At 65.6% G+C, this 12,649-nt stretch carries 11 protein-coding genes and 1 pseudogene; 5 read left to right on the top strand and 7 right to left on the bottom strand.

Annotated elements, in window-relative coordinates; genetic code table 11:
• Positions 1 to 13: 13 nt before the first annotated feature.
• The 6 genes from Aeroheme_RS11010 to Aeroheme_RS10985 all read right to left on the bottom strand — a co-directional run bounded on the left by Aeroheme_RS11010 (position 14) and on the right by Aeroheme_RS10985 (position 6,565).
• Complete coding sequence (locus tag Aeroheme_RS11010; protein ID WP_262110563.1) at positions 14 to 1,534, bottom strand: hypothetical protein; 1,521 nt, start codon at positions 1,532 to 1,534, stop codon at positions 14 to 16.
• A gap of 29 nt (positions 1,535 to 1,563) precedes the next feature.
• Positions 1,564 to 3,039: a tetratricopeptide repeat protein gene (locus Aeroheme_RS11005; protein WP_411165842.1), complete on the bottom strand. Its 1,476-nt coding sequence runs from the start codon at positions 3,037 to 3,039 to the stop codon at positions 1,564 to 1,566.
• A 21-nt stretch (positions 3,040 to 3,060) separates the two neighbouring features.
• Entirely contained in the window at positions 3,061 to 4,038 is a 978-nt protein-coding gene (locus Aeroheme_RS11000; protein ID WP_411165841.1) for a VWA domain-containing protein, read from the bottom strand.
• Complete coding sequence (locus Aeroheme_RS10995; RefSeq protein ID WP_411165840.1) at positions 4,035 to 4,586, bottom strand: DUF4381 family protein; 552 nt, start codon at positions 4,584 to 4,586, stop codon at positions 4,035 to 4,037. Before Aeroheme_RS10995 ends, Aeroheme_RS11000 begins: the two co-directional genes overlap by 4 nt.
• Entirely contained in the window at positions 4,571 to 5,461 is an 891-nt protein-coding gene (locus Aeroheme_RS10990; RefSeq protein WP_411165839.1) for a DUF58 domain-containing protein, read from the bottom strand. The genes Aeroheme_RS10995 and Aeroheme_RS10990 overlap by 16 nt, the downstream gene beginning before the upstream one ends.
• 153 nt (positions 5,462 to 5,614) lie before the next feature.
• Positions 5,615 to 6,565 (bottom strand): AAA family ATPase, encoded by a 951-nt coding sequence (locus Aeroheme_RS10985; protein WP_411165838.1) that lies wholly within the window; start codon positions 6,563 to 6,565, stop codon positions 5,615 to 5,617.
• A 194-nt stretch (positions 6,566 to 6,759) separates the two neighbouring features.
• Here Aeroheme_RS10985 and fadI point away from each other — a divergent pair, with 194 nt between their 5' ends.
• The 5 genes and pseudogenes from fadI to Aeroheme_RS10960 all read left to right on the top strand — a co-directional run.
• Positions 6,760 to 8,070, top strand: a complete 1,311-nt coding sequence (gene fadI / locus Aeroheme_RS10980) for an acetyl-CoA C-acyltransferase FadI (RefSeq protein WP_182309985.1) — start codon at positions 6,760 to 6,762, stop codon at positions 8,068 to 8,070.
• On the top strand, positions 8,070 to 10,217 hold the full coding sequence (gene fadJ, locus Aeroheme_RS10975) for a fatty acid oxidation complex subunit alpha FadJ (protein ID WP_234677042.1): 2,148 nt from the start codon (positions 8,070 to 8,072) through the stop codon (positions 10,215 to 10,217). Before fadI ends, fadJ begins: the two co-directional genes overlap by 1 nt.
• A gap of 291 nt (positions 10,218 to 10,508) precedes the next feature.
• A complete protein-coding gene (locus tag Aeroheme_RS10970; RefSeq protein ID WP_005325161.1) occupies positions 10,509 to 10,649 on the top strand; it encodes a TIGR02808 family protein in 141 nt (46 codons plus the stop codon).
• Between the two features lie 189 nt (positions 10,650 to 10,838).
• The gene (locus Aeroheme_RS10965) at positions 10,839 to 11,396 is read left to right on the top strand and encodes a YaeQ family protein (RefSeq protein ID WP_042648052.1); all 558 of its coding nucleotides are present in this window, start codon (positions 10,839 to 10,841) and stop codon (positions 11,394 to 11,396) included.
• Between the two features lie 12 nt (positions 11,397 to 11,408).
• Positions 11,409 to 11,570, top strand: a pseudogene (locus Aeroheme_RS10960) (AEC family transporter); the annotation flags it as partial.
• A gap of 248 nt (positions 11,571 to 11,818) precedes the next feature.
• On the opposite strand, the gene Aeroheme_RS10955 reads toward Aeroheme_RS10960, so the two are convergent.
• A complete protein-coding gene (locus tag Aeroheme_RS10955; RefSeq protein ID WP_411165837.1) occupies positions 11,819 to 12,565 on the bottom strand; it encodes a helix-turn-helix transcriptional regulator in 747 nt (248 codons plus the stop codon).
• Positions 12,566 to 12,649: the final 84 nt, after the last annotated feature.

Below are 12,649 nucleotides of genomic sequence, written 5' to 3'. Positions count from 1 at the left end.
TTTGGCGCAGGCGTCAAGGACGTGCCCACGCCAGTTTTCTGAGGACATAGGCTATCGCAAAAGTCTCCCTGGCGCACAGCGCCAGGGCCAGCCCCTGCCAGTCGACCCCTTGGCCGGCAGCCTCGGGGGCGGCAAAACAGGCCCTGTCCAGATCATCGAGTCGCGTGCCCATGGCGGGATCGCCATGGCAGGGCAGGCTGGCCAGGTGCTGGCAAGGCTGCCCCCAGCGAAGCCCAGCCCAGGCCAGCAAGGCCCACCTGGCCAGATCAGGCTCCCGGGCCGCCAGGGCCCGTTGCAGCCGATAGAAGGCGAGCCAGCGCGGCCCGCCTTGCCACAAGGTGCGCAGCAGCAGCGCCAACAGCACCCAGATGAGGCTCCCTGTGCCGGGCGCCCTGGCGGGATCGGAAGGGGCGGCGTCGCCCTCGATGTGCAGCGTCTGCGCCGGCAGTTGGGCCTGCTCGATGCGCCCGGTACTGGTGTTGAACCAGGGGAGGGTCACGGCGGGCAGGGTATAGCTGCCCGCGGTTTCAGCGGTCAGGGCCTGGCGCCACTGGCGTTCGACCCGCAGCGCCCCCTTGGCCACGAAACGCTCCTGCTGCTGTTCGCCGTCCGGTTTCATCGAAAGGCCCTGCGGCAATGCCGGGGCCGGGATCTGTGGCAGGCGGTTGCCATCCCCCCCCTCCATCACCAGGGTGAGGGTGCGGATCACCGGCTCCCCGACTCTGGCTCCCCTGGCCGGGCTGAACTGCTGGCGCAGGACCAGGCTGCTCGCCACCGGCTCCACCGGCGCCTTGTCCACCTTGACGAAGAGGGTGGCCGCCCTGGCCGAGAGCAGATCCCCTGCGTCGCTTTGCGTGGCGGTGTCCGGGTCCTGGGGCAATCGACCCTGGAATCGGGGGGACTCCAGGGGATGCAGCCCGGGCTCCCTGGCCTGCAGCAGCCATTTGCGGATCAGGCGCCCGGGCATGCCGGGGCTGGCGGGGGACTCCCAGCGATCGTCGCCGAGGCGGCGTATGGTGAAGCCTTGACCGAGGGGCTCGCTGAGGTTGGGGGCCTCCATGTTGGCGGGCAGCCAGAGGCTCAGCTCATAGATGAAGGGTTGCCCCGGATAAAGGGGGCCCTGATGCAGCACCCTGGCCTGCAGCTCAACGGGGGAGACGCGCGTCTCGGGTTGCTGCGTCAGTGTGCCCGTCTGGGGGCGCGTCGGAATAGGCAACGCGGGTGTCTGCTCGGCGCCGAGGGGCAGGGGCGGCACCTGGCGGGGGCTGGTCTCCAGCAGGTGAAGCGGGATCTGCCAGCGGATCAGGCTGCTCACCTGGGTGTTGACGCGGCTGATGCTGACCCGGCCCACCGCAAACTGGCGCAGCAGGGGGAGCAGGCTGAGCTCGTCACCCTTGAGCTCCCCGTCGGCTTCGATGACGAGCAGCCAGTCGCGATCGCTTTCCCCCGCCAGCAGCTCGGCGCGAGGGGGGGCGGCCTGCACCTGGGTGACCAGCAGCATGGCGAGCAGCCACCCGCCGCTTGGCCCCTTCATCAACCGGATGAGTGAACGCAACCAGGGGATCACCAAGGCTCCTCCACCTTGAGAAGGGGACGGCGCTCGGCCTCCTTGCGCAGCCGCTGCTCCAGCAAGAGCACGGGGGGCGCCGGGGGGCGGGGGTTGTCCGAGGCGGCAGAGGGCTCGGGTGGCTCGCCGGTTTCGGGCGCCTGGGGAGCAGGGGTCGCCTGTGGGGGGCTGGCCCGCAGCAGTGCCAGGTTATGGAGGGCATCCTGATGCCCAGGCTCCTGCTTGAGGGCGGCCAGGTAGGCCTGCTCGGCCCCCTTGAGATCCCCGAGCCACACCAGCGCATTGCCCCTGTTGTAGTGGGCGGTGGCCGTGTCGGCGCGGCCATAGGCGGCGACGGCCCTGGCATAGTCACCGGCCCTGTACCAGGCATTGCCCTGCCAGACGGGATCCTGGAAGGCGCGGGCCGCCTCCTGATAGCGCCCCTGGGAGAAGGCTTGCCAACCCGGCGCCGCCTCGGCGGGCCACCAGGGAGCGGGCGCCGCCTGCAGGGGGTGCGGGGGGAAGATCACCACCATGAGCAGCAGCAACCAGTGCGCGCCTATGCGAGCCAGCAGCGCCAGGGGCAGCAGAGGGAGCAGCAACCAGGGGCCCAGATCGAGGGACTGGGCCCCGGTCTGGGTCTGGCTCATGGGCAGGGGGGCAAAGGAGGGGAGCCCGGCCTGCAGCCATTGCAGCCTTCCCCCTGTGCTGGCCGCGAGATCCGCCATGGCGGCGCCGTCCGGTGCCGGCAGAGTCTGCCCCAGGGCGCTGCCAAGTTGCCACCCCTCGGCAGGTGGCGGGGGCAGCACAGCGCGCTCGCCGGCATTGGCCAGCAGGATGTCGAGTCGGGGGGACGACGCCTGCGGGCAGAAGAGGCTATCCAGGCAGGGCCAGAGGGCGGCGATGCGCGCCATCTGGCTGTCCGAGAGGCCGTCTGTGATGAGCAGCAGGCGTGCCTGCTGGCCCGGGGGGATCTGCGTCAAGGCCAGCGCCACGGCCCGCTCCGGCGCGCTGCCCTGAAGCGGCATGATGGCCGGGCGCAAGTCCGGCAGCAGCAGCGAGATGGCCTGATGATCCCGGGTGGGGGGCATGGCGAGGTAGGCATCCCCGGCAAACAGGATGAGTCCGAGGGGATGGGGTTCCTGCCGGGCCGTCGCTTCGGCCAGCATGTCCTGAAGCAGCAGGCGCACCCGGGTCGCCCGATCCGGGGGCAGATCCTTGGCCTGCATGGAGCTTGAGAGATCCAGCAACCAGATGTCGAGGGCCGGGCTGCTGATGGTCTGGCTCTGCTGGCGCAGGGCGGGACCCGCGAGTGCCAGGATCACCGGCAGTGTGGCCAGCCAGAGCCAGGGGATGGCCCGGCCCCGGGTCGGCAACAGATAGGCCTGCATGGCGGGGGCCAGCAAGGGGCGCTGCCGACGGCGGCGCCACCCCTGCCACAGCCAGGGCAACAGGGCCAGCAGCCAGAGCGGGCGCAGCAGCATCAGCTCCATGATGAGGCTCCTTCAAGCCACTTATTCATGGGGCGACTCCGGATCTTCTCTGCCCGTTCGCCGCATCGACCAGCGCAGTCGGGCCGACCACACCAGCAGCAGCCAGGCCAGCGCCAGGGGCCAGGGGTAGAGCTCATGGTGGGGGCGATAGAGGGTCTGCGGGCGGGCGGCCGGCTCCAGGGTGTCTATGGCCTGATTGATGGCCGAGAGATCGGCCTGGCTGCGGGCACGAAAATAGCGGCCATGGCCCAGCTCGGCCAGTTGCTGCAACAAGGGCTCATCCAGCTCGGCGCTGGGATCTGCCCCTCCCAGGGGGGAGGCAAAGGTGTCGGGATCGGCCCCCACCCCCAGGGTATAGAGGCGGATGCCTGCGGCGGCGGCCTGCCTGGCCTCGGTCAGGGGCTCTGCGTTGCCCGCGGTGTTGCGTCCATCGGTGATCAGCAGCAGGGCGGTGGGCCGGGCGGGGTCGGCGTGCTGGCGTGCCAGCAGTATGGCCTCGCCGAGCGCCGTGGTGCGCCCCACCAGATCGAAATCGAGCTCGCGGGTCAGTGCCAGCAGGGCCCGGGTCTCCTGGGTCAGGGGGGAGAGCAGGTAGGCGTGATCCGCAAAGACGATGAGGGCGATGCGATCGCCGGGGCGCTCGCCGATGAGGTGCGCTATCTGCTGGCGCACCGCAGAGAGGCGATCGCGCTGCTCCCCCTCATCCAGCATGTCCTGGGTGCGCATGCTGTCGGAGAGATCCACCGCCAGGATGAGATCCCGGCTGGCCTGGTAGTGAATGAGGGGAGCCTCCTGCCACTGGGGGCGGCACAGGGCCAGCACCAGGGCGCACCAGCACAGGGCCATGCGCCACAAAGGCTGCCCGGCCTGGGGCAGCAGCAGGGGGAAGCCGGCATGGGCCAGCCTGGCGCGGCCCGCGCGGGAGAGCGGGGGCAGGCCGAAGCGCACTAGCAGCGGCAATGCCAGGGCGAGGGCAAACCAGGGCCAGGCGAGGATCATCTGGCCCCTCCGCTGCGCGGGCGGCGCCACAGCACAGGGCGCGCCATCCAGCGCGGTGCACTGACGCAGCGGCGCCCCCAGTTGAGGTAGGCAAGGCGCAGCCGCGCCCGCTGCGCCCCATCTGGCGTGTCTGAGCCATAGAGCCAGCCCGGCCACTGGCGGGCGAACTCGCCAAAATGGCAGCCCCCCCGGCGGTCGAGCCAGGCGAGCCACTCATCCCCTTGCAGCGTACGGGCCTCTGGCCAGCGGGCGATGGCCGCCTCTCTCAGGGCGGCGTGCAGGCCAGGCACCAGATCGGCGGCCTGCCAGTCTATCTGGCGTTCCCAGCGGCGCTGACGCCATAGCGTGTTTATCGTGGCCCCGATCAGCAAGGCGGCGAGCAGGGCGATCAGCAGCCAGCCCCAGGCCAGCAGACGGGGATCGCTCGCGCTCTCCAGGGGCGGGCCCGGATGGATGTCGCGAAGCTGCCCCTGGATCTCCTGAAGCCGCGTCAGCGAGGAGGTCTGCCCGGGCGGGTGTTGGAGGGGGGCGCTTAGAACAGACGGCATCCAGCCTCCTGCCACTGGCGTTGCAGGGGCAAACCGTTGTCGAGGCGGTAGAGTCGCTGCACCAGGGGCAACAGCTGCTGCTGGCAGGCGTCGGCCTGCTGCCTTGCCGCTTCCTGGTAGCGCCAGCGAAAGAGGGTCTGTCCGGCATCGAGCCAGCCGCTGCGCTTGCCCGATTGCACCGCCAGTTGCCCCTGCTCGGGCAGGGCCGCTTCCAGGGGATCCCGGATCTGCCAATAGTGGATGTCGTGGCGCTGGCCGAGGCGTTGCAACTGCTGGCTGAGCCCCTGATCAAGGGGCTGATGGTGGCTGATCAGCGTCAGTCTGGCGCCATGGGGCAGGCTGAGGCGCGCCAGGGTCTGGGCCAGGGAGTTGGCCAGAGGGGCCCGATCCAGCCCCGCCTCATAGTGGTGACAGAGTGCCTCCAGCAGGGGGATCAGGGAGTCACGCTGAGATTCGTGTCGGGTCTCGATCCCGTGGCAGACCAGGGTGTTTGCCTGCTTCTCCCCCTGCCAGAGCAGGGCGGCGGCGAGCTCGCAGCCGAGGCGGGCCTTGAGCTGGGGGCCTGAACCGAAATACATGGCGGGGGAGAGGTCCAGCAGCAGCCAGTGGGCCTGCTCCTGCTCCTCGCCATACAGCCGGGTGTGGGGGCGCCCGAGGCGGGCGGTGACCCGCCAGTCGATGTGGCGCACTTCGTCCCCGGCCTGATAGAGGCGCAGCTCACGAAAATTCAGGCCAGGCTGTCGTCCGAGCCGTCCTTGACGAGCCTGATGGATGCGCGCCCGCTGACCCTGTCTCGCCCACAGCCGGATGGCCAGCAACTGGGCCAGGGGCAGGGCGATATCGGGATGGGCGCGGGGATCAGCGGGTCTGGTCATGGGCGCCGATCATCAGGGGCATGGCACAGGGCAGGCGGGCTGTCAGGGACATGGGATAAGATCCAGCAGGCGAGCGATCAGGGTATCGTTGTCGAGGTTGTCCGCCAGGGCCTGATAGCTGGGGATTAAGCGGTGGCGATGAACGGCGGGCTGTCAGGGACATGGAATGGCATCCAGCAGACGGGCGATCAGGGTGTCGTTGTCGAGGTTGTCCGCCAGGGCCTGATAACTGGGGATGAGGCGATGACGCAGCACGGCCGGGGCCAGTTGCTGGATGTCTTCCGGCAGCACGAAATCCCGTCCGGCGAGCCAGGCCCGGGCGCGGGCGGCGCGGGCCAGGCCTATGCTGGCCCTGGGGCTGGCGCCCACCGCGATGAGGGGCTCCAGCTCGGGGCAGAAGCCGCTACCGGGGCGGGTGGCACAGATAAGTTGCACCAGATAGTGCTCGAGCCGGCTCTGCATCTGCACGGCCTGCACCGCGCTGCGGGCCGAGAGCAGGGCGGCCTGGCTCAGGGTTAGGGGGGGTGGTGGCAGCTGCTCGCCTCCGGCGTTGAGCTGCAAGATGGCCAGCTCCATGGCGGGGCTGGGGTAATCCACCATGAGTTTCAGCAGGAAGCGATCGAGCTGGGCCTCCGGCAGGGGATAGGTCCCCTCTTGTTCTATCGGGTTTTGGGTCGCCGCCACCATAAAGAGCGGCGGCAGGCGCCAGCTCTTCTTGCCCACGGTGATCTGCTGCTCGGCCATGGCCTCCAGCAGGGCGGACTGCACCTTGGCCGGGGCCCGGTTTATCTCGTCCGCCAGCACCAGGTGGTTGAACAATGGGCCGGGCTGGAACACGAAGCTGGCATCCTGAGGGTGAAACACCTCGCTGCCGGTGAGATCGGCGGGGAGCAGGTCCGGGGTGAACTGGATGCGGGCGAAGCGCCCCTCGACGGCGCCGGCCAGCGCCTTGACGGCCCGGGTCTTGGCAAGGCCAGGGGCCCCCTCGATCAACACATGTCCTTCACATAGCAGGGCGATCAGCAGCCCCTCGATGAGAGGACCCTGTCCCAGGATCTGACTGCCAAGATAGTCCCCAAGCGCTCTGAATTCGGCCGCTGCCATGTAATGAACCCGTTGTTTTCATAGAAGTTGATCTTTTTATACTCCAGTTGGCCCCCAAGGGCGAGGGAGGGTGGCAAGATGGCGGCAATTTAGTTTCAATCAGCTGTATGAAAGTTGTGAGTGGATTGTTAAGATGTGGCGCAATGAGGTCAGACCTCTTCCTTTTAATCTTCTCGTTTAACCAAGGAGCCAGGATGAAACAGCCATTGAAACTGACGACTCGCCAGGGCGAACGGATTGCCGTCGTGGCGGGTCTGCGAACCCCCTTTGCCAAGCAGGCCACGGCCTTCCACGGCGTGCCTGCGGTGGATCTCGGCAAACTGGTGGTGAGCGAGATGCTCGCCCGCACCGATCTCGATCCCAAGCTCATCGACCAACTGGTGTTCGGCCAGGTGGTCCAGATGCCCGAAGCGCCCAACATAGCCCGCGAAATCGTGCTCGGCACCGGCATGAGCGTCAGCACCGATGCCTATAGCGTGTCGCGCGCCTGCGCCACCAGTTTCCAGGCGGTGGCCAACGTCACCGAATCCATCATGGCCGGCACTGTCGACATCGCCATCGCAGGCGGCGCCGACTCCTCCTCCGTGCTCCCCATCGGGGTGAGCAAGACCCTGGCCCGCGCCCTGGTGGATCTCAACAAGGCGCGGAGTCTCCAGCAGCGTTTCAATATTCTGCGGCGTCTGCGCTTGAAAGACTTGATGCCGGTGCCGCCCGCGGTGGCCGAGTACTCCACCGGCCTCTCCATGGGACAGACCGCCGAGCAGATGGCCAAGAGCCACCAGATCAGCCGCGAGGCGCAGGACGCCCTGGCCCACCGCTCCCACACTCTGGCGGCCCAGGCCTGGGCCGAGGGCAAGCTCAGTGGCGAGGTGTTCACCGCCCACGTGCCCCCCTACAAGTCGCCGTTGGAGCGGGACAACAACATCCGTGAAAGCTCCGATCTGGCGAGCTACGCCAAACTCAAGCCGGTGTTTGACCGGCTGCATGGCTCGGTCACCGCCGCCAACGCCACCCCGCTCACCGACGGCGCCGCCGCCGTGCTGTTGATGCGCGAAGGGCGGGCGAAAGAGTTGGGGCTGGAGCCGCTGGGTTACATCCGCAGCTTCGCGTTTTCCGCCATCGACGTCTGGCAGGACATGCTGATGGGTCCCTCCTATGCCACGCCGCTGGCGCTGGACCGCGCCGGCATCACGCTGGCCGATCTGACCCTCATCGACATGCACGAAGCCTTTGCCGCCCAGACCCTGGCCAACCTCAAGATGTTTGCCAGTGCCGAATTCGCCCGTGACAAACTGGGCCGGGATCAGGCCATCGGTGAGGTGGACATGGACAAATTCAACGTCCTCGGCGGCTCCCTGGCCTATGGCCACCCCTTTGCCGCCACAGGTGCGCGCATGATCACCCAGACCCTGCACGAGCTGCGGCGTCGGGGTGGGGGACTGGGGCTCAACACCGCCTGTGCGGCGGGTGGGCTGGGTGTGGCCATGGTGCTGGAGGTTGAATGATGAGCGCTAAGACTTTTTCACTGGATATTCGCAAAGACGGCATCGGCATCCTCACCATGGATGTGCCCGGTGAGAGCATGAACACCCTCAAGGCCGCCTTCGCAGACGAGATCCGCTCCGTGCTGGCCGAGATAAAAGGGAACCGCGATCTGATCGGTCTGGTGATCGCCTCCGGCAAGAAGGACTCCTTCATCGCCGGGGCCGACATCAGCATGCTGGCCGCCTGCACCAGTGCCCGTGACGCCGAGACGCTGTCGCGGGAAGGGCAGGTGGTCTTCGCCGAGATCGAGGCACTGACCATACCCGTGATCGCCGCCATTCACGGCCCCTGCCTGGGCGGCGGGCTGGAGCTGGCGCTCGCCTGCCATGGCCGGGTGGTGACCGAACACGGCAAGACGGTGCTGGGGCTGCCGGAAGTGCAGCTCGGCCTGCTGCCGGGCTCCGGCGGTACCCAGCGTCTGCCGCGCCTCATCGGGGTGGCCAAGGCGCTGGATCTGATGCTGACCGGCAAGCAGGTCAGGGCCAGGCAGGCCAAAAAACTGGGGCTGGTGGACGATGTGGTGCCCCCCTCCATACTGCTGGAGGCCGCTATCAAGCTGGCGAAGAAGGGCAAGCCCCGCCATACCCTGAAGCGGGATCTGCAGGGCAAGGTGCTGGAGACCAATGCCCTGGGTCGCAAGGTGCTGTTCGATCAGGCCCGCAAGGGGGTCAAGGCCAAGACCCGTGGCAACTACCCGGCCCCTGAGCGGATCCTCGAGGTGGTGCGCATCGGCGTGGAGGAGGGGATGCAGGCCGGCCTCGCCGCCGAGTCCCGCCACTTCGGCGAGCTGGTGATGACGGCGGAATCTGCCGCCCTGCGCTCAATTTTCTTCGCCACCACAGAGATGAAGAAAGAGGTCAGCTACCAGGGGGCCGAGCCGCGCAAGGTGGCCCATGCCGCCGTGCTGGGCGGTGGCCTGATGGGGGGCGGCATCGCCTTCGTCACCGCCACCAAGGCCGGGGTACCGGTGCGGATCAAGGACGTAGGGAGCGCCGGAATAGGCAACGCCATGCGCTACAGCTATGACCTGCTGGCCAGGAAGCTCAAGCGCCGCCAACTGCTGCGCAGCGAGCTGGAGAAGCAGATGAGCCTGCTCACCGGCACCCTGGACTACGCCGGTTTCCACCGGGTGGACATGGTGGTGGAGGCGGTGTTCGAGGATCTCGCCCTCAAGCACCAGATGGTGGCGGACGTGGAGCGCGAGTGCGGTGAACACACCGTCTTTGCCTCCAACACCTCCTCCCTGCCCATCCACCAGATAGCGGCCAATGCCGCCCATCCGGAGCGGGTGGTGGGGCTGCACTACTTCAGCCCGGTGGACAAGATGCCGCTGGCCGAAATCATCCCTCATGCCGGCACCAGCCCCGAGACGGTGGCCACCACCCTGGCGTTTGCCCGTGCCCAGGGCAAGACACCTATCGTGGTCAAAGACGAGGCCGGTTTCTACGTGAACCGCATCCTGGCCCCCTACATGAACGAGGCGGCGCGCCTGGTGCTGGAAGGGGAGCCGGTGGAGGTGCTGGACAGTGCCCTGCTGGACTTCGGCTTCCCGGTCGGCCCCATCACCTTGCTCGATGAGGTCGGCATAGACGTGGGGGCCAAGATCTCCCCCATCCTCGAGAAAGAGCTCGGCGGCGAGCAGTTCCAGGCTCCCAAGGCCTTTGACAAGCTGCTGCAAGACGATCGCAAGGGGCGCAAGAACGGCAAGGGCTTCTACCTCTACGGCAAGGCGGCGCCGCGCAACCGCCTCACAGGCAAGGAGGGCAAGAAGACGGTGGACGAGAGCGTCTACGCCGTGCTCGGGGTCAAGGTATCGCCCAAGCTGGCCCGCCAGGAGATCGCCGAGCGCTGCGTGCTGCTGATGCTCAACGAAGCGGCCATGGCGCTCGACAGCGGCGTGGTGGCCTCGGCCCGTGACGGCGACATAGGTGCCATTTTCGGCATCGGCTTCCCGCCTTTCCTCGGCGGCCCCTTCCGCTACATGGACAGCCTCGGCATCGATCATTTGGTGGGGCGCCTCGAGCACTACCAGAAGCGTCACGGCGATAGGTTCGCCCCCTGCGCACGCCTCAAGGCGATGGCGGCGGAGCAGCAGCGCTTCTACTGAGCCGCGCTTCTACTGATCAGTGGCGAGCAGCCTAGAAAGCACGCGAGGCGACCCCGGGGTCGCCTCGTTTTTTTCGCCTGACCGGGGGCAGGGAAGGGGGGAACGCTCGCCCCCATGGGCAAAAAAGCGGCGCATCAGGGGCCAAATCATTGATCTGGCGCAAACTGGTGCCCCATTTATTACTTTGGTGGCATAGGACTCAGGCGCTGGTTGAGGTCAAATAGCCTTATCAGGAACGGGGACTACCCCGTCACGAAAGGGACACCCATTTCACTGGATGAAGGACACACTATGAGTCTGCTTGAACAAACCATCTGGAACATATTGGGATACGGGGCCATGCCCTTTATCTTCCTGAGCGGCTTCGTGGCCGTGGCAGTGACCTGCTGCCTGCTGCTCAATGCCTTCGGGGTCAAGTCCGCCGAGAAGTGAGTCACTCTCGTTAATGCCGCCAAATGCCAGTCCTCGGACTGGCATTTGTTTTATGTGTTTTTTAACGCATTTATCCAGGCCAAGGCGGGGAAAACTGTGGTCAATATGGTCGAACCCGGCGGCCATTTTGATTACACTGGCGCCCGGCATGTCCGCCCCTTTCTCTTTTATCAGGTGTTCACGATTTCTATGGCGCTCAAGGCAACCATCTTCAAGGCCCAGATCAGCTTGTCTGACATGGATCGCAATCTCTATCAGGACTACTCCCTCACCCTGGCCCGTCACCCCTCCGAGACCGACGAGCGGATGATGATCCGGCTGGCGGCCTTTGCCTGGCACGCCGCCGAGCGACTGGAGTTCACCAAGGGACTCTCGGCGGATGACGAGCCCGAGCTCTGGCGCAAGAACTATTCCGACGAGATCGAGCTCTGGATTGAACTCGGCCAGCCCGACGAGAAGCGCCTCAAGAAGGCGTGCAACCGCTCCCGCCAGGTGGTGCTCTATCTCTACGGTGGCCGTGGCACCAGCGTCTGGTGGAAGCAGAACCAGGGCAAGCTCGGCCTGCACGACAACCTGACCGTGATCGAGCTCTCCGACAGCCAGACCCTGCCCCTGACCGCCATGGTGGAGCGCACCATGCAGCTCACCTGCACCATCTCGGACGGCCAGCTCTGGGTCAGCAACGGCACCCTGGAGGTCACCCTTGACCCTGTTGTGCTGATGGGGCGCGCCGCCCGCGAACTCTAAGACGGACTCCCCATGCTCAGTGCACTGCTCGATATCGTCATCCCGGTGTTTGCGGTGGCGGGCCTCGGCGCCCTCTACGGGCGGCTGCGCGGGGGAGCCGAACTCGGTTACATCAACCGGGCCAACATAGAGCTCTTCTCCCCGGCGCTGGTCTTCTCGGCGCTGGTGAAATACTGTAACCGACCACTGAGAATGAAAAAACCGGGAGCAGCCGAAAACAAGTGGGATCTCGTGGGATAAACTCAAGGCTGATAAGGCTTAGAGGGGGAGCGGGAGGTTCTAGTCGCAGGCGCCGCCAAAATGAAAGACGGCGCACGACACTTGGGGTGAATGCGGCAAAAATGAAAACCTAGGTGAGGGCCTATTCAGATGGTGTTCCAAGTTTAAATTGCTATTTAAGTCCGATTTTCGGACTCACGAAACTAAAAAAAGTCGTGCCCGGCCCAGACTACCTTGCCGATCACGGTCAGGCTTTCCAGCTGATTGGAGGGAACGACTTGCAGGGGGTAATCATCACGGTTATCGCTGATGATTGTGATCCCGCCATCGAAGTTCTTCTGTAAGCGCTTGGCATAGAGTTCCTCTCCAAGCCGCAACACGAAGATGGAGCCATCTTCGATCTGATTCTTGCTGATATCGACCAGGATGGAGTCGCCAGAGTGAATGGTGGGTTCCATGCTGTCGCCTTTGGCAAAGACCACCACCAGGTTATCCGGGTTCAACTTGCGAAACGTGAGCCACTTGCGGCGAAAGGCCAGCTTACGTTTAACCTCATGGTCATCATTGAAAGCTCCATGGCCGGTACTCACGGTGACATGGTAGCCATCGATCAGCGCGTACTCCTCATCAAACTCATCAGGTCGCACAGTCTGCTCGGCAACACCATCGGGATGTTTCGGGCCCTGACCCGTGGCCAGCCACTCCAGATTCACATTGCACGTTCGTGCAATGCGCAGCGCCTTGTCGATGGTGGGCAGTGAATTAAACGGGGGGAAGTATTTGCGCATCCCCGACTCACTCATCCCCACCAGTTCGGCAAATGCCTTGTAGCTCAGACTCCCACGCAGCTCATCCAGGCGGTCACTCAGAGTATCCATTCCAGCCATCAGAAAAGATACTTCACCGTCTTTTTGTGCTGATTGTGGTTTTTCTTCATAACGCTCTGACATACAAGGAATTCTCGGCTAGTGGCTATTGCTGGTGAGTCGATAGACAAAAAATTCCGCACAAAAAGACTTGTCAATCTTTTTGGG

It is taken from the genome of Aeromonas sp. DSM 116730 (assembly GCF_046581335.1).
GTDB lineage: Bacteria > Pseudomonadota > Gammaproteobacteria > Enterobacterales > Aeromonadaceae > Aeromonas > Aeromonas rivipollensis.
This window is presented reverse-complemented; position numbering and strand designations above follow the sequence as displayed.